This is a genomic window from Winogradskya humida (genome assembly GCF_016862215.1).
Taxonomy (GTDB): domain Bacteria; phylum Actinomycetota; class Actinomycetes; order Mycobacteriales; family Micromonosporaceae; genus Actinoplanes; species Actinoplanes humidus.
In genome coordinates this window covers 1-14,694 of record NZ_BOMN01000155.1, presented here as the reverse complement: position 1 = coordinate 14,694, position 14,694 = coordinate 1, and the positions used below count along the sequence as shown (strand labels likewise).

Genomic DNA, 14,694 nt, shown 5'->3' with positions numbered 1-14,694 from the left:
TCGGGAATAATTGATGGCGCGGAGGATGCCGTGAGCGATATCGAAGTAGTGCAAGGTGTGCGTCGCGTCCTCGCGGCAACCCTCGATGAAATTGTCGGTGAGTCGGCAGCGTCAAGGGGTGATTCTAACGTAGTGGGCCAGTGGGACATTCGCAGTGACGGCAGGGATTCCCTGGTCTCGTTCGGAATTCCGATCGGGCAAGATGACCCTGAGGGGGTGCATTTTCAGGGAGCAGTGCAGGAATCAGCGGACCCTGAGGTGTCTGTTTCCGGACGCCAAGGCTACCGGCTTGGGACTGACTCAGGGTGGACGCTCGCAGCAATGGCGCCGTCGGGCGAGGTATGGGCGATCCAAAAGCCGGAGCAGGCCAATCAGTCAGCCGACCCCAGGATATTTATGGTAAATTCTTCAGTCACTGGTTTCGTTGATCTTTCCTGGCGCTGGCAGGCAGTACGCCCGCTTCTCTCGAAACTAGGCTATCGCGACTCTTTTTTCGAGGCTGCTGAGTTGTATTTGGCGCGATTGCCCGACATTGACGAGGCATTAGCGGACAAAGAGCGGTATTCGTGGTGGCGTGGCATGGTCCTCGATTGGTAGCGTCGAGTGAAGAGAACTAGACACGTCCGGCCGAGCCACGACATACTGACGACGATCTTTAATATTCGGGCAGATTGTCGAGATCCAGCCGGCCGGCGGCTGCACCGGTGTACGCATAGGCAACAGCGTAGAAGCCGAATCCGACACAGGACAAATAGATTTTCCTGACACTGTTGGCTGAAAGTGTGAACCGATGCGAGGCTCGTCAATATTGGAGATTGGGGCCAGCAGTAGCACGGTCGGCGGCTGCACAAAGATGCGCTTGCTTAATAAACGAATTGCTTCCGTAACAGCGCTCGAGCATCTAAAGGCAGGCCAGACTGGCTTGGGATCGAGCCGATCAGATTTGAAGCATCGGGATCGCTGGCGAAGGTCATCCGACCGTGAGTTCGTAATCGATCAAAAGAAAAGCGTTTCCGCGACGGCGGCGACCGGATGGCCGCAGGGGTCTTACTGGTGCGGCAATACGGGTTCAATGCTCTTCTGACAAGCGCCGACAAGCTCGCCTACCTCGGCGGGCTGGTGGTCTTTGCCAATCGATGGGCATGCAAACGCCGGGGTGTCTCACCGAGCGAGAAGAAGCGAGACCCGGAGCAGACCTGCGTCATAGGGCTTGGCTATCGGCGGAAGGGGCGCCGGGCGTCGCGTGGGGTCGCGTTCTGGAAGGGACGGAACCAGGCCTCGGGCCGGTAGTCGCCGATGCGGAAGCGTTTGTTCTCTTCCGACTCCGGGTCTTCGATGCCGTCCAGCTGTCTGTCGAACAGATGCAGAATGTCTTCGTCCTGCAGCAGCACGTCGACCGCAAGATCCCAATTGTAGTCGTCGTCATGAGCGGGCAGCAGGGCGAGTTCATCCTGTGGTACACCCCAGCCGTCTGCCGCGGCTCCGTCTGCGGAACGCAGCATCAGGTGCATGGCCATTTCCTCACCCGGGCAGGTTGCCAGGGGTGGTTGGCCAGCGGCAAGGTCGTCGAAGGCGCGGGCGGCCTGGCGCCACCATACCGCGTCTTGAGCCCAGGTGATCCGCGGGTAGTCAGCGAAGGCTACCCAGTCGTCATGTGGTTCGGTGACCGGGGCGTCTCCGTGCTGTTGGACGTCTTCGTACGCGAAGTCGGCGTGCAGTTGCGCCACCCCCCACAGGATCGCGGCTGACCGGGGTGTCAGTTGGAAACCGGAGCAGTTTTCGCAGTCGTCTGCCCCGCACACGCAGGCAGGGAATAACGCGGCGAAGTCGGGCATCAGTTCACCATCGGCGTCGCCCGCGCTCGAGTCTGCACGTTCGGCCTCAGTGATCGACGTGGTCGAGCCGATCACGTCAGCACCCACCCCGCCTTGGACGATCGCATCCGGATCGGTGACCCAGTCCAGGGCAGCCGTTACGTTGTCTCGCACGGCATCGTGTTCGGCGGCCTTGGTCTGATCGACGCTACGGTCGCCGTGAGCGACGAATCCGGCCTCAGCGACCCGGTCGAGTGCCGCCTTCCGTAAGGTGTCCACGTCGGTGACATCAACAGTCACTTCAGCGGTGATCGTGAACCGACGCCGTCGTTCGCCCATGACGGCAGCATAAGCCGCCTAACGAGGCCGTTGGCTGTCCGACGAAGTCCGCCCGACCGGTGTTCCCGCGTACGTCTAGGTGCACCTTGGTGTCTGCCGACGGTTCCGACATCCGAGTGCCGGCATGTTTGGCTGTCGCTTGTGCAGCGCTGCAAGGGACCAGGTGGAGTGCCAGGCGGCATGGTGTCTCGAAGGTCGGACCGCCTGTGCCGTCGTGGATAGCCCCGATCGCGGTCGACAGATTCACCCCTTCGGGTGTCGGGCAGGAGTGCGACCGGGGCGAAGGACCAGCCTCGGCGCGGCTGCCCGCCGGTACCGGCTCGGCGGGTCCGGGCACCGGCTGTGGGGCGGTCCCGGGCACTCGACCTGGTTCCTACCACTCGAGGTCGCGCGCATATCCTGTACAACGAGAGTCATGGATGACTTGTTAAACGCGCACCGGGCCGAACTGCAGCACTTCGGCACGCCTCCCCGCTTCGACATGCACATGTTCCCTCTGCTGGGCGAGTTCACGCCGACCTCCGGCCTGCTGATCCGGGCGGTGACAGACCAGCAACGCGCCACCGCGGAACAGATCGGTATGCAGTTCCGGCGAGAACTCGGTTTTGACAGTGCACCGTTCGATCCTCATGACCCTGACTCCGAGGCCGCACTGATCATGTCCAAGAAGTTCTCTGCGACGTTCCCAATCATTGCCGGCGTTGCAGGCCTCGAGTCTGAAAATGACGGCTGGGTCCTCAAGTGGGTGTGGCTGCACCCCTATGAACGCGGCACCAGCCTGTTCGACGACGCCTGGAACGAACTGGAGCAGCGGTACGGCCTCTTCTTCGTGGAGGGGCCTTACTCCCCCGCAATGGGGGCGTTCTTCCGGCGTCGGGGCATCGCCGAGTCCCGCTTCGATCCTGACCAACTCGAGTAGACGATGGGTAGCGCCGACGTTCTGCGTCGCGGCGGCCTCGACGATCCCGCGCTGGCGTTCACGCTGCAGGCCAGGTGGTGGCTGCTACAGCTCCGGCATCTGCAAGACGACGATTCATGCATCGGCTCCGGGAGGTATTGCGGCAGGGGATCCGGCCGTTCGCAGGCTCAGAGGCTCCGCCGACGGCTGGACCTCGAGCCAAGGCCGTTATCGGAGCCGGCGGGCCGCATGACGCCGTAGATGAGAGACCCGGTCAGTGGTCCTCGGTCGCCGAGGTGTCATCGTGCAGCTTGCTCCGAGCCGCGCCAATCGTTGATCGTGAACGGCACAGCTTCGGGCCAGGCCCATTGCGTCACCGGGGACAACTACGAGGGTGAGCCGGCCGCCGGTTTTGGCTGCGTCGGCGAGGACCTCGATTCGGGCGGCCTATGGCGGGGCCTTGGCGGGTTTGCGCAGGCTGGAGTCGAACAAGGTCGTGCAGGGGCTTGAGGTGCCCTGCTACCAGGCGGTGTCGGGTGCGGCGAGGGTCTCTTCGATGGTGGCGATCATGCGGACCACATCGATCTCAGGTTGCTGGAATTCGATCGCGACGACCTCGTACGGGTCAACGAAATGAACGGTGTCGCTGGCGTCGGCGGCGACCAGGACGTAGCGGTAGCCGCGCGGCGTGTTGGGTGCTTCGCGGACCTGCCAGGTGGCGTGGCGTTGCACCGCTTCGAGACGGGCCAGGAACGACACAATGTCGTTTTGCAGCGTGACCCAGTCGGACTCTTCGAACTCCGCCAGCGGCATCTGGTCGACGTAGCGCTGCAGATAGGGAATGACCGTGATCGGGTCGCGTTCGGCGTCACCGAACGGTGCTTTGGTCACGTCGACGACCGCGTCGTAGTTGTCACGGTGATCGGTGGTCCACGCCGGCAGGGTTTCGCGGGCGGCATCGATACGTTCGGGGTCTGTCACGTGCGGTTCTCCCTACCCGTGCTCCACGAAAATGATACCAGCGTCCATCAGGTGCTGGCGCAGCTGCGGACTGGGACCGGCCTGCAGAAACACCCATCGTGGATCGTAGTTCGGGTCCTCCTTGCGTTTCGCGACGTCCTTGTTGACCTCCTCGCGGGTGTGCGCGTCCAGGGGCACCTCCGCCGGTGTCGCGCGTTTCTCGCCGCTGGCCGCGGTGACGGTCTTCCAGTCCCGGTAGTGCTTGATCTCCACCGCGAGGACCCGGCCGCCCGGCAGGTCGACGGGCACGTCGACCTTGCGGCCGCCGGGACGGGTGACGGGGAAGTCCGGGTCGGAGTTCGGGGTCACCGGGAAGTGGCGTTCGGGACCGCCGCCGTACATTTCCCGGCCGTACTGTTCGCCGACCTCGCCGCGGCTCGGCCCGCCGCGGGCACGCCGGATCTCTTGCAGGGTCATGGTCGTGGTGCCCGGGGTCAGGGCCTTCGGTGTCGGCCGGGCCGTCAGGGCACGCTGTGGTTGCCCTCCGCCGCCGCCGGGACGGTTCGCTTGCAGGGCGTCGGCGGACATCTGGTGTACGTCGTTGACGCTGCTCGCCGGATGAACGGTGGACCCGCCGCCGGTGTGCCGGCCGGGCGTGGATCCGCCCTCGTCGCCGCCATGGCTGCTGCTGCTGCCGTGGGAGTGTGGTGTTCGTGGCATCGCGTTACCCGTTGAGCAGCCGGGTGAGGTTGGTCAGGCTGGTGACCAGAGCAGTCGTGTACATGAGGATCCGGGCGGACCATTTCACGACGGCCACAACGATCTGCTCGGCGACGATCGGGATGGTGACGATCGCGAGGGCCTCCGCGGCCCAGACGATGACCCGGGCGACCAGGTCAGCGATCAGATCCCGGACGATGTTGCGGGTGAACTCGACCAGGTTCCCCGCGGCCTGGGTGGCGCTGGCCATCGCCGCGGCGGCAGCGGCGAGACCACTGATGCCGTCGATGTTCCCGGCTGCCATCGCGATGTAGGCGTCAGCGCCGGCCCCGATCCAGTCACCGATATCGGCTGACACGGCAGCCTGCATGTCCTGGGCAATAGCTTGCAGCTCGCCGGCCATGTTGCTCCACGTCGCGGCGTGCTGCGCCACCCGGTCGGGAATCCCGGCGAGTTTGTCGAGCATCTCCCGCAGCGGATCGAAATACTCCATAGCCCAGCCGAGCCCGTTGGCGAGCAGCGCACTGAACGGGTCCAGCGCGGACGAGGCAACATCGATCGCCAGCGATCCCCCCGCGAGGGCTTGGTCCACCCAGGTGCCGCGGTCGATCGCGTCGTAGAGACCCTGAACGTTGTCCGCGATCGACGCACCTGTCCAGGCGTGGCGGGTCGAGACCTCATCGGCGATCAGGGAGTCGTCAGCCACGCCCATACCCGCCGGTCACATGCCACCCGCACGGCTGACGTTTTCGGCGGTGCCGGAGTCGGTTTCCTCATACTCTTTCGCGGTGGCGCGCAGGGCGTCCGCGAGCAGGGACAGGTTTTCATCGGCGTAGGCGACGAGCTCGTCCTGGCGGCGATGCCGGCCTTCCATGATGTCGGAGATCCAGCCGCACAGCAGCCCGTACGCGGCGGCGTCCTGCGCGATGAACCCGCTGGCGGACGTGACCGCACCGAAGCGGCCGCGCAACGCATCCAGACGTGCCGCATGCGAATGGAGCTGGCTGGGGTCTACCGCAAACCCTTCGGCCATCGCCTACCTCCCCCGGCCTTCGACGGGGTCCGGGTCGTACGGTGCGAGGCGTTGCGCTACTTGATCGGCGATCATCCGCCCTGCCGGCGAGGCCGTGCCCACGGTCTGCTCGACAATCCTGCCCGCCTGCGCGGCCGCCGTGGCACGCGCCCGGCTGAGGGCCTCCATCACCGCAGCCGACACGGTCTCCGGTGCCGTCCGCTGGATACGCGCGGTGAACTCCACGCCGTGAAGGACACCGGAACTGTCGATCGTGACCTCGACTAGATCGTTGCCGTCCCGCGCCGAGGTCCGCAACCGCTCGAGCTGCACGTTCATGGCATGCGTGTCGGTGGCCATCCGGTCGACACGGCCTTTCCACGCCTGCAACTCGTCCATCGCGCTGTCGGGGTCGAGCACAGCACTCCAGTCGGCACCCTCGGCCGCCATCAACCCCTCCTCGCGTTCGGGTAGCTCGCGGGAGCTTAACAACGTTGCTCGATACGTAGGGGGCACCTCTGCGCACCTGAAGTCCGGTCGTCACCAAAGCCAAGAGGAGAAGGACGTCGACATCCGCGGTTGGTTCGCAAGGTCAACAATGACCGCCGCGGGTAGCCAGCAGGATCTTCCAGCTTTGCCGAGGCACAAACCGACGGCAGACACGACAGTGCGTGCCCCACGGTTTGACGGCCGGCATCCTCGTCACCACCAGTTGGCTTCGGACCCACCTCATACGAATTCGTGTCCGGCAAACCGATCGGACTCATCGACGACGCCACCTGCTCTACCTACTCGCCGAACACGCCCAGCTCCAAGCCCGTATCGGCCCCACCGGACACGAGTGGCAAAGCCGGACAGGGGTTAGCAGAGGTTTCGCCTCGAAGTGGTGTCGTTGTCAGCCACGGCAGAAATGATCTCCTCGCAGCTCCGCGGTGGACACAACGTGTAAAGCGTCCTAGGAACCTGGGTTTTAGGTCATTGCGTCAAGTGTTTGGAATCCGCGCCGCTCACCGCAAAAATCAAAACGCGCATATCAAGCGCCACAAATGGCCTAGCGGTGCGCTGAGCGCCCGCCGGTGCCGTACAAGACCGGCAACGGTGCGAAGCTTGAGCCGGGGACGGCAATGTCAGTATCGACGTGCAGTTACTCGACGCGGCTGCAAAAGCGGCCACGGTTCCACGATCTACCGCACACCCACGTTGCGTTGCTGCTGGCAGCAGGGGCGGATTTCTACATGATCCAGCTGTGGTTGGGTCACGCTTCGATCAAGACGACAATCGACGTTTACGGCCACCGGATCGCTAGCGGTGATGTGCGGCTACTGAAAGCGTTGGACCGGCGGTTGCCAGGTGAGCAGGAGAAGCTGCGGAAGAACAAGGCCAAGAAGAGTGTGTCGGCGTACGTCGATGGCCTACCGCTCGCCGCGTAGGTGGGGTCGACCCGCGTTTGGTGGACGCACGGCCGAGAGCACGAGGAGGGAAGAACGTATGGATGCCAGTGGAAGGTCTGCAGGATTGCAAGGTCCGCGGATCTCGGAGCAGGCAACCGAGGACCCTGGAGCTGGCGCGGCAGGACGTCAGGTCGACGGGCCTGCGGAGTGCCTGCGGTGCACGCTGCCGGATCAGGTTGTCCGGGTGCCGGCGGCCGTCCGTGAGGGCCGAGCCTCGACGGTTGTTCGTGGGCAGATTGCTGGGCTGTATGGGCTCGGTATGCCGGTTCACGCGCAGGCGACAAGCGTTGGCGCGGTTGCTGCCGCGTTAGCTCCGCCGCAGCGGCCGGGGTCCTTGGCTCTGCCGGTGGCGGTGCTGGTTGCCGGAGCTGTGCTGGATTTGGGAGCGGTGCAGGTGACGATCAGCGAGCATGGCCAGTTCGGGACATCGGTGGCCACCGGCTTCTTGACGCTGATGCTGACGGCGTACGCGGCGCTGTTGGTGTGGTGGCGTCGTCGGAGTTCGCGGCGCGCCGAGGTGGTAGATCGCGCGATGTATCTGTGGCGGCGGGCCTGGTATTGCCGGCGTTGCGGGGTCGTGTCGGTTCTGGCCGGCGGTGATTCTCATGTGTTTGCCGCCCGGAATCTTGCCTTCGAGTTGATGGTTCTGGCCGGTCAGTTGCACTGGCGGAAGCGGGCGTAGCTCATCTCGTCGCCGAACTCAACGCGCACCTCGACACCAACGCTCGGTACCGCTCAAGCGGGCGTACTTGGTGTTCATGATCTCGTCGTCGAATTCGGGTAGAGCACCGCGCCAGACTTCGAGGTCGTCTATGAAGGTGCCGGGGTGACGGCGAGTGATTGCCGTGATGTATGCCTAAGCTACTTCTGTCGAGGCTGACAGTCCGGTGCGCGGTGAGCCGTGACGTGCAGGATTCGCTGCATGCCGAATCTGCGAGACGGTCGGGGTGATCGATGAAGTCGTTGACGTCAGGAAGGTCCGGGGTGCGCTCCATGGCTTCTCAGCAGCGGTCGCGCATGCTCAAGTGAGGCTTTTCGATCAAGCACTGCCTGTCCCATCGGGTGCGGGCCGCGATCAGGTTCGGGGAGACGTCAGCTGATGGTGCTGCCAGCGATCTGGCTCGGCGGAGGCGCCTGGACCAAGACCGTGATGCCAAACTCGGAGAAGGCGAGGGACGCCTTACGGCTCTGTCCGGTGCTGGTGCGCACGGTGGCGCGGTAGCCGATCAGGCGGTACCGATCGTCGGTGTCGGCGGTGAACGCGATGAAGGCGGTGGTCAGCTTGCTGGCGCCGGTCTGACTGTCGGTGGTGGGTGCGCTCAGGCCGAAGGCGGAGCTGGCGGTGGCGCTGTCGAGGGTGCCGGCGAAGTGAGTGTTGTCGGAGCGCCGGACGGCGGTGGCCTTGGTCAGCGCCTGGGCCATATTGGCGGCATCGAATGCCTTCGCCAGGCCGTTGGCGGCTTCACCGTTCAGCCGTCGCCACGGCTTGGTGGTGTTGGTGGCCACGCCGTTGGTGGTGGATTTGGCGTACAGGGTGGTGCCGAGCATCCGCCACTCGGTGATGGTGCTGTCGTCGCCGCGCCCGGTGGTGGTCGCGGTGAAGGCGCCGACCTTCTTGACCGGGTCGATGGTGCCGGTGAGCGTGCCTGTGCCTTGGCTCAGGCCGATGGTCAGTGTCATGGCGAAGCTGGTCTGTTTCAGATCTCGTGCGGCGTCGGCTAGGAGCTCCGATGCCGGCGGAGCCGGGCTGCTGCCGGGCGTGGTGACGGGGGCAGTGTCGTGGCGGGTGCAGCCTGCGAGTGCGGTAGCGCCGATGAGGACGGCGAGCAGGCCGTAGCGGAGCGTGCGAGTGGGGCTCATCAGGTTCTCCAAGATCTGCGAGAGGTGAAAACGGGGGCGTTCGAAGCGACGGGTGTTGCGAGCAGTTGATGGACTTCCGGAGTTGATCGCGGTAGGCGAACCGCTGGGGTCCGGCGTCAGCGGCGGGCGACGGATTGTGTGGTGGCGGTACGTGCGATCAGATTGAAAGGCTTGACGGGAGTGCCGCTGGTTGGGCTTTGGTCGGCGTCGGGCGGCGGGTGTGCGGCGTTGCGGGGCCGTGGTCGGTGATGTCCTGCTTCTGAGTGGCGTCGCGGCTGGTCAACAGGAGGGTGTCTTGGACCGCCGTGGCGGGATGGGTGGACAGGGCCTGGGGGACGAGGTGTCACGCCTACGGTCCGGGTGCTGGGTGCGGTCGCCGCTCCGGTTGGCGGTCGCGAGCAGGGTGCAGCCGGGCCGGGCCGCCACGGCCGCGGCGGTGACGAGGCCGTTACGACCGGGATCGATACGCAGGGCCTCATCCGTACAGTTGGAGCGGCTGGTAGTTCAGATCGCCGACGTTGATCGGGGTTCAGCGATGGTGGCTGGCCAGGTGACCGGTCTGAGTGCGAACAAGTCGTCCGCGACGTCGCTACCTTCGCTGCTGGGCGACCGGGCCGTGATTTGGGCGTCGATGTCGCCGTGCTGGGCGGTGATGATCTGACGGTGGCCGAGGACGAGTGCCACGACGCATGTCATGACGGCGTTGTGACGGTGTCGACGGCTTTGTCTTGCGGGTGCCGGGTGAGCGTTGCGGGTTCGGCCTGCGCAGAAGCACACCAGGGATAGGTCAGGTCGCCGACGCCGTCGCCCTCGGGGTACGGGGCTCCCTCACCGCGGCGATGCCGACCGGGCGGTCGCGTCCGGGCTGCAGGTGAAGGCTATGTTGCCGGCGCAGGCAAGTGGTGCCGGTGATCGCGCCGCTGACCGGCGTGTCACGGTGGTCGCCTGAGCGACTTGCTGTCACCGGTGGCAGGTCACTGCTCGATAGTGAACTCGCCGCCGGTGACACCGCCCAGGAAGGCCGTCCACTCCGGGTGGGTGAAAAGCAGCACTGGGCCGTCGGGGTGTTTGCTGTCTCGCACGGCTACCTCGTATTCGAGGACGGCGACTTGCACGCAGTTGTTGCCGCCGTTGCCGTTGCTGCGGGAGCTCTTCTTCCAGACGGCGCCGGCCAGCCGGATATCCGTATTCATGGCATTCATCTCCTGATACGGGTTGAGTACGTTGATGCTTATCAACAATGAGCAGGGTTTCTTCGCCGCAAACGACTTGTTGTCGGGGCGCGTTGATGTTAGTCGGGGCGTATCGCGTCGGTCAGCGGGACAGGATGGTGTAGGTGGTGTCGGTGCCGCCGAAGAACTCCTCCGTGAATTTCATGGCGTCCTCGCAGTCGAACAGCCGGCAGCTGAAGATGTTGGCGTGTACCCGGCGGGGGCCTTCGCTGACGTGCACGATGATTGAGCTGGTCTCGATCGCCTGGAATGCAGTGAAGCCGGCCGTGAGGGCGCTGGCGTGGCCGAAGTGGTGCAGCCACGTCTCGCCGTAGGCCTGCATCTTGATCCGTTCGACGAGCCCGGCGGTGAAGCGTCGGAGCGCGTCGGCGTCGGTGATGACGGCGGGGTCGCAGTTGTGGATGTCCATGATGAGTTCGAGGCCAAAGATGAAGTCGCCTTCTGCCGGTTGATGCAAACTTTTCATCGGGCATCACCGTTGGCCGGGTCGAAGTCGTAGGCGACGAAGCTCTGTGTGTCGGCGGTCTGCATAGTGGTGTCCGGGTTGATCCCGGCGAGCAGTTTCAAGGTGATCGCCGGCAGCCGCCGCCGGGTGACGTTGTGGGTACAGAAGTCCGCCACAGCGATGCCGTTGTTGCTGCTGATGTGGGCGTACATGTCCCGCACCAGCTCCCGGAAGCCGTGGAGGTGGCGGGGCATCATGCCGACGAACCCGACGTACCAGATTGCCCGGCGGCGAAAATGCTCGGGCCAGCGCCGGGCGAAGAACGGCGGCGAAATCAGCGGCCATGCCTCGAGATACTGGGTCAGTACCGCCATCCCGGCGAGCTTCCCCGCCTGATCGCGGGCATAGAACTTAAGGATCCGCGGATCGTGGAAGACGGTGGCGAACTCGTCGGGGGTCATCAGATGTCGTTGGGCTGCCGCAGTGTTGACCTCGGCGAAAAGATCGGTGTACAAGGCCCATGCCTCGTCGATGTCGGGCACCGTCGGGTTTGACCGTAGAGCAGTGATGGTCATGGGTCACCTCACGGAAGTGGGAGTCAGGAAGGAAATGGGGTAGGACGGGGGTCGCTACGTGTGGCGGCGGAGATCAGCCGACGGTGGCGCAGGCGGTTCCGAAGCTCTGGTAGCCGTTGACCGTGCCGGAACCGGTGGCGCCGCTGCGCCACCAGAACTTGCTGCAGATCTTGGTGCCCTTGGTGTAGTTGCGGGCGACATTCCAGGTGCCGGTGGTGACCGTTTGGCCGAAGTAGTTGTTGGAGCAGTAGTCCTTGTCCCGGCCGCCGTTGGAGTCGGCGTAGTGCCGGTTGTTGATCAACACCTGGCTGTGGCCGTACCGGCATGTTTTGGCATACAGTCCGACGCGGCTCTTGATCCAGTTGACGTGCAGATTGGTACCGTTTACCGACACGCAGCTAGCGAAGAAATCGTTGTTACATTTCTCGGCACTGGCCAACGCCGGTGAGGTCGCGGTGAATGCGAGACTGAGCGCTGCGGAGGCCACCGCGGTTAGGCGAGCAAGGCTCTTGGTCATGGCTGTCCTTCCGGAAACATCGGTGGCAACCGGCCGAGGCCCATGGCGGATCACGCGGATATACACGACCACATCTTTTATTTCGCCACGAAGCCCTGCGAAACGCTGTCATGTGGTTTCTTTTTTCGAAAGCACACGATTATGCCATCGCGTTTTCATCGTGCTTGCTGTTCCGCCTGCGAGCCATGCCGGTTGCTTCTGTTCTCAGATGACGATGCCGGGTGAGCCGTCGCGCAAATAGATGACGAGGGAGGATGGGGGCTGATGACAGACGAAGGAAGACATCGTTGTGAGTGCTCATCGCAGACGCGGGTCCGTCACGCCAGAAACGTCTATCCCCTGTCACAATCGGTGCCCCTGACCGGTGGGGGCTTCCGCGAGGTAACGCACCTACTAGTGGTCACCGAGCTCACGGGACAAAAGATGGCGTGGTTCGGGGAGCACCCAAAGTCACTTAGGAGGCCACACAGCACGACGTCGCTGCCGGCGAGCACAGTGCAGGAGGTCGCCTGGATCAGCTGAGAGTGAACTGTGCTTCCGGTCCCCTGTGCCATCTCGCGGACTCAGGTTTAGGCTGGTGGGCAGCCCATAGGGCAATCCCCGGGCAGCCGCCTCCGGCAGAATCCGGAGGCGGCTGCTTGCCCTTGCAATGGGAGGCGGCCTTCGAAGTCTTCTCCGCCACGGAGGCTGGGGCACCTGATTGGTGCCGGAGTCGCCTCTGAGGGCAGGCGGCCAGTTCCGTTACGTCGGTCTGGTCCGGCCTGCCGTACATCAGCACTGGCCGCTTCCAGCCTGACCGCACCACGGCCGCTGCTACCAGGACGTTCGTCTGTAGAAAGCGGCGCGGACCGGCAAATCCCGACCCCACCGTAGGCACTACCCTGATCGCTGCGGTCGCAAGGTCACTCGGCAAACCATCGTCAAGCGGGAACGCCGGCAGGGCACCGGTGATGCTCGGTGGCTTCCGCGTCCGGTGAAGCCCACCAACCAATCCCTGACCGCGCCGAACGGGTAATCAACCGGCCCACTTTGGCCGCCAGCACAGCCCTGTCGGTCCTACTGTCCATACGGCTGCAGCGCTCGCCGGCAGCGGCAACCACGCCCCGCGAACAGATCGAGCAAGCACAAACGAACTGCGAAGGAATCAGCCGCCTCGCCCACACCGACCATGCTCGTGGCAATCTCGTCTTCGCCGGGGCGTTGGCGTGGGGCGCTACCTCCTGGGTGCGGCGTCGATCTGTGTCACGTTCCTCCTCCGCCGGGAACTCTTGATCCGCGTAAGGCAATCTTGGCCGTTACCAAACGACCTTAGCCAGAACGGTTTGGCGGGACCAACGCGTTGAATAGCCGCCCCACCACGGCACGCGATCCCCGTCGGTACCGGCCCGATCGCCGTGGTCATCTCCCTCGGGTGGGCGAACCCGGCGGCCTGCGTCAGCGCGCTCACCTGCACCGCCGGATGCAGCCAATACACCAGCCGCAGCAACGCCATGAACTGCTCGTCCAGCGGCGAGTGCACCCGGGCGCAAGCCTGGTCGCACCTGTTCCAGAACTTCGGTGCACCCCTCGACGTGCCGGACCTTCGCGGCTTCCAGGATGCTGCCCGCGGTCACGAGCTCCGTGAGCGCCCGGACGGCAAGGTCGTCCTGGCGACGAGGTCGCGCTGAAAGGCGATGGGGGCTGGCGAAGGGCGATGAACCCTGACGCTCAGCGGTAACGTGTGGCGGGTGGACAGGGCTCGCCGTTTGGGCAACAGACCTACCGCGACACTCGCCTCATCGTCGCCCGCCAAAGAGCAGGCTCCGACGTGGTTCAACTGGCAGGATTTGTCAATCGATTTCCGGGAATCGTGGATGCTCAGGGACGCTGCGCGTCGCAAAGCCGCCACGCCTCGGTCTCCGTCGCACGAGCCTGCCACCCGGTGCCACGACTGATCCAACGGTGCGCATCAAAGCACCAGCAGGAACCGATGCTCAAGGATGCGGGAAAGTATTCGCTCAGGTTCTCAACACTCGAACCCGGCGGATGCTCACACTGAAGCCCTATACGGCAAGTGCACCATGTGGTGAAGGACGGAAGTTCCGTCGTGGCATGGGGGTACGCGTTTCGACCCCCGGACTGTTCGGGCTTTGACTGATGCCGCCAACGAGCAAGCCCAAGCTATGCCGAAAACTCGCTCGGCGACAGCCCAAGCGAAAACCACCTATGAACGGCTCGCGGGACGGAGGGCGTGATCGAGCGGCGACGGCCGGCTGGCGCCGACGCCCTTACCGGGCGGCGTCGGAATGTTCAGGCGGCCGACGATCCGACGGATCGAGGCCGACGTCACCGACGCCACTCGATAGGCCGGCACGCAACACGTGTAAGCCATTCACCTTCGTCGGCTTCCCTGATCATGTTGAAACAGCCGCGCCAATAGGCATGAGCATCATGACACGGCTACTTGGATCGCGAGCCGGTAACAACGTAACGAGTTCGATCTCCCGAACTCCCCCACAGTGGGGCAAGATAAGTGACCGCCGGTCACCATCAGGCGGCACATAGGTTATAGACTCCCCCCAAAGCCGCCTCGCGTCAGGATCGCGATCAAGGATGCTGGCAATTGTTCTATTGAGCCTTTGGTCGTTGGGGGTCCGCGCTCGCTCCACGCGCATGGCCGCAACAGCACGAGGCGCCCAGTCAACCTCCCAGTCGTGAAGTCGAGTGCGTGCTTCGGGTGTAAAGATCCACTGCATTAAGTTTTCTCCGTGGCGGATCCAGGGAAACCATTGATGCATGCGATCGTTGAATGCGACTATTTCCCAGATATGATTAGAGATATAGGCGGGCCACGTGTGCGCATCAAGAAAGAGTTGGAGTGACTCGCCACTC

At 64.2% G+C, this 14,694-nt stretch carries 18 protein-coding genes; 5 read left to right on the top strand and 13 right to left on the bottom strand.

The features are described from left to right. Positions 1 to 30 precede the first annotated feature (30 nt). On the top strand, positions 31 to 597 hold the full coding sequence (locus Ahu01nite_RS49490) for an SUKH-4 family immunity protein (RefSeq protein WP_203843750.1): 567 nt from the start codon (positions 31 to 33) through the stop codon (positions 595 to 597). A gap of 617 nt (positions 598 to 1,214) precedes the next feature. On the opposite strand, the gene Ahu01nite_RS49485 is transcribed toward Ahu01nite_RS49490, so the two are convergent. Then, the gene (locus tag Ahu01nite_RS49485; protein WP_203843749.1) at positions 1,215 to 2,153 is read right to left on the bottom strand and encodes a hypothetical protein; all 939 of its coding nucleotides are present in this window, start codon (positions 2,151 to 2,153) and stop codon (positions 1,215 to 1,217) included. Between the two features lie 415 nt (positions 2,154 to 2,568). Between Ahu01nite_RS49485 and Ahu01nite_RS49480 the strand changes: the two genes are divergently transcribed. Further along, positions 2,569 to 3,072 (top strand): hypothetical protein, encoded by a 504-nt coding sequence (locus Ahu01nite_RS49480; protein ID WP_203843748.1) that lies wholly within the window; start codon positions 2,569 to 2,571, stop codon positions 3,070 to 3,072. Between the two features lie 498 nt (positions 3,073 to 3,570). On the opposite strand, the gene Ahu01nite_RS49475 is transcribed toward Ahu01nite_RS49480, so the two are convergent. From Ahu01nite_RS49475 to Ahu01nite_RS49455, 5 genes are read right to left on the bottom strand one after another with little or no spacing between them, the layout of a single operon-like run. Next, complete coding sequence (locus tag Ahu01nite_RS49475; RefSeq protein WP_203843747.1) at positions 3,571 to 4,032, bottom strand: hypothetical protein; 462 nt, start codon at positions 4,030 to 4,032, stop codon at positions 3,571 to 3,573. Between the two features lie 12 nt (positions 4,033 to 4,044). Continuing rightward, a complete protein-coding gene (locus tag Ahu01nite_RS49470; RefSeq protein WP_203843746.1) occupies positions 4,045 to 4,731 on the bottom strand; it encodes a hypothetical protein in 687 nt (228 codons plus the stop codon). A 4-nt stretch (positions 4,732 to 4,735) separates the two neighbouring features. Then, positions 4,736 to 5,443 carry a WXG100 family type VII secretion target gene (locus Ahu01nite_RS49465; protein ID WP_203843745.1) on the bottom strand — a complete coding sequence of 236 codons (708 nt, stop codon included), beginning with the start codon at positions 5,441 to 5,443 and terminating at the stop codon, positions 4,736 to 4,738. A 9-nt stretch (positions 5,444 to 5,452) separates the two neighbouring features. Then, on the bottom strand, positions 5,453 to 5,764 hold the full coding sequence (locus tag Ahu01nite_RS49460) for a type VII secretion target (protein WP_203843744.1): 312 nt from the start codon (positions 5,762 to 5,764) through the stop codon (positions 5,453 to 5,455). A 3-nt stretch (positions 5,765 to 5,767) separates the two neighbouring features. Next, positions 5,768 to 6,193, bottom strand: a complete 426-nt coding sequence (locus Ahu01nite_RS49455; protein WP_203843743.1) for a YbaB/EbfC family nucleoid-associated protein — start codon at positions 6,191 to 6,193, stop codon at positions 5,768 to 5,770. Between the two features lie 626 nt (positions 6,194 to 6,819). On the opposite strand from Ahu01nite_RS49455, the gene Ahu01nite_RS49450 reads away from it, so the two are divergent. Both Ahu01nite_RS49450 and Ahu01nite_RS49445 read left to right on the top strand, forming a co-directional pair. Beyond that, positions 6,820 to 7,173: a tyrosine-type recombinase/integrase gene (locus Ahu01nite_RS49450; protein WP_239159793.1), complete on the top strand. Its 354-nt coding sequence runs from the start codon at positions 6,820 to 6,822 to the stop codon at positions 7,171 to 7,173. Positions 7,174 to 7,540: 367 nt separating this feature from the next. Further along, positions 7,541 to 7,876 carry a hypothetical protein gene (locus tag Ahu01nite_RS49445; protein WP_203843742.1) on the top strand — a complete coding sequence of 112 codons (336 nt, stop codon included), beginning with the start codon at positions 7,541 to 7,543 and terminating at the stop codon, positions 7,874 to 7,876. A 410-nt stretch (positions 7,877 to 8,286) separates the two neighbouring features. Here the strand turns inward: Ahu01nite_RS49445 and Ahu01nite_RS49440 are convergent, their stop codons facing one another. The 6 genes from Ahu01nite_RS49440 to Ahu01nite_RS49415 form a co-directional block, all read right to left on the bottom strand. Further along, the gene (locus Ahu01nite_RS49440; RefSeq protein ID WP_203843741.1) at positions 8,287 to 9,054 is read right to left on the bottom strand and encodes a hypothetical protein; all 768 of its coding nucleotides are present in this window, start codon (positions 9,052 to 9,054) and stop codon (positions 8,287 to 8,289) included. Between the two features lie 504 nt (positions 9,055 to 9,558). Continuing rightward, the gene (locus tag Ahu01nite_RS49435; RefSeq protein ID WP_203843740.1) at positions 9,559 to 9,750 is read right to left on the bottom strand and encodes a hypothetical protein; all 192 of its coding nucleotides are present in this window, start codon (positions 9,748 to 9,750) and stop codon (positions 9,559 to 9,561) included. A gap of 278 nt (positions 9,751 to 10,028) precedes the next feature. Continuing rightward, positions 10,029 to 10,247 carry a DUF397 domain-containing protein gene (locus Ahu01nite_RS49430; RefSeq protein WP_203843739.1) on the bottom strand — a complete coding sequence of 73 codons (219 nt, stop codon included), beginning with the start codon at positions 10,245 to 10,247 and terminating at the stop codon, positions 10,029 to 10,031. Between the two features lie 121 nt (positions 10,248 to 10,368). Beyond that, the gene (locus tag Ahu01nite_RS49425; protein ID WP_203843738.1) at positions 10,369 to 10,752 is read right to left on the bottom strand and encodes an S-adenosylmethionine decarboxylase; all 384 of its coding nucleotides are present in this window, start codon (positions 10,750 to 10,752) and stop codon (positions 10,369 to 10,371) included. Beyond that, the gene (locus Ahu01nite_RS49420) at positions 10,749 to 11,306 is read right to left on the bottom strand and encodes a hypothetical protein (RefSeq protein ID WP_203843737.1); all 558 of its coding nucleotides are present in this window, start codon (positions 11,304 to 11,306) and stop codon (positions 10,749 to 10,751) included. The genes Ahu01nite_RS49425 and Ahu01nite_RS49420 overlap by 4 nt, the downstream gene beginning before the upstream one ends. A 73-nt stretch (positions 11,307 to 11,379) precedes the next feature. Next, the gene (locus Ahu01nite_RS49415) at positions 11,380 to 11,889 is read right to left on the bottom strand and encodes a hypothetical protein (RefSeq protein ID WP_203843736.1); all 510 of its coding nucleotides are present in this window, start codon (positions 11,887 to 11,889) and stop codon (positions 11,380 to 11,382) included. Between the two features lie 1,328 nt (positions 11,890 to 13,217). Between Ahu01nite_RS49415 and Ahu01nite_RS49410 the strand changes: the two genes are divergently transcribed. Further along, a complete protein-coding gene (locus Ahu01nite_RS49410) occupies positions 13,218 to 13,490 on the top strand; it encodes a hypothetical protein (RefSeq protein WP_203843735.1) in 273 nt (90 codons plus the stop codon). Between the two features lie 726 nt (positions 13,491 to 14,216). Here the strand turns inward: Ahu01nite_RS49410 and Ahu01nite_RS51980 are convergent. Next, positions 14,217 to 14,694: MmyB family transcriptional regulator (locus Ahu01nite_RS51980; protein ID WP_438874883.1), on the bottom strand; the 478-nt coding region annotated here is incomplete at its 5' end.

Coding starts and splice junctions, on each gene's coding strand:
- Ahu01nite_RS49470 (WP_203843746.1), bottom strand. CDS start 4,731: ATGCCACGAACACCACACTCCCACGGCAGCAGCAGCAGCCATGGCGGC.
- Ahu01nite_RS49420 (WP_203843737.1), bottom strand. CDS start 11,306: ATGACCATCACTGCTCTACGGTCAAACCCGACGGTGCCCGACATCGAC.
- Ahu01nite_RS49465 (WP_203843745.1), bottom strand. CDS start 5,443: ATGGGCGTGGCTGACGACTCCCTGATCGCCGATGAGGTCTCGACCCGC.
- Ahu01nite_RS49485 (WP_203843749.1), bottom strand. CDS start 2,153: ATGGGCGAACGACGGCGTCGGTTCACGATCACCGCTGAAGTGACTGTT.
- Ahu01nite_RS49440 (WP_203843741.1), bottom strand. CDS start 9,054: ATGAGCCCCACTCGCACGCTCCGCTACGGCCTGCTCGCCGTCCTCATC.
- Ahu01nite_RS49480 (WP_203843748.1), top strand. CDS start 2,569: ATGGATGACTTGTTAAACGCGCACCGGGCCGAACTGCAGCACTTCGGC.
- Ahu01nite_RS49430 (WP_203843739.1), bottom strand. CDS start 10,247: ATGAATACGGATATCCGGCTGGCCGGCGCCGTCTGGAAGAAGAGCTCC.
- Ahu01nite_RS49435 (WP_203843740.1), bottom strand. CDS start 9,750: ATGACATGCGTCGTGGCACTCGTCCTCGGCCACCGTCAGATCATCACC.
- Ahu01nite_RS49425 (WP_203843738.1), bottom strand. CDS start 10,752: ATGAAAAGTTTGCATCAACCGGCAGAAGGCGACTTCATCTTTGGCCTC.
- Ahu01nite_RS49455 (WP_203843743.1), bottom strand. CDS start 6,193: ATGGCGGCCGAGGGTGCCGACTGGAGTGCTGTGCTCGACCCCGACAGC.
- Ahu01nite_RS49460 (WP_203843744.1), bottom strand. CDS start 5,764: ATGGCCGAAGGGTTTGCGGTAGACCCCAGCCAGCTCCATTCGCATGCG.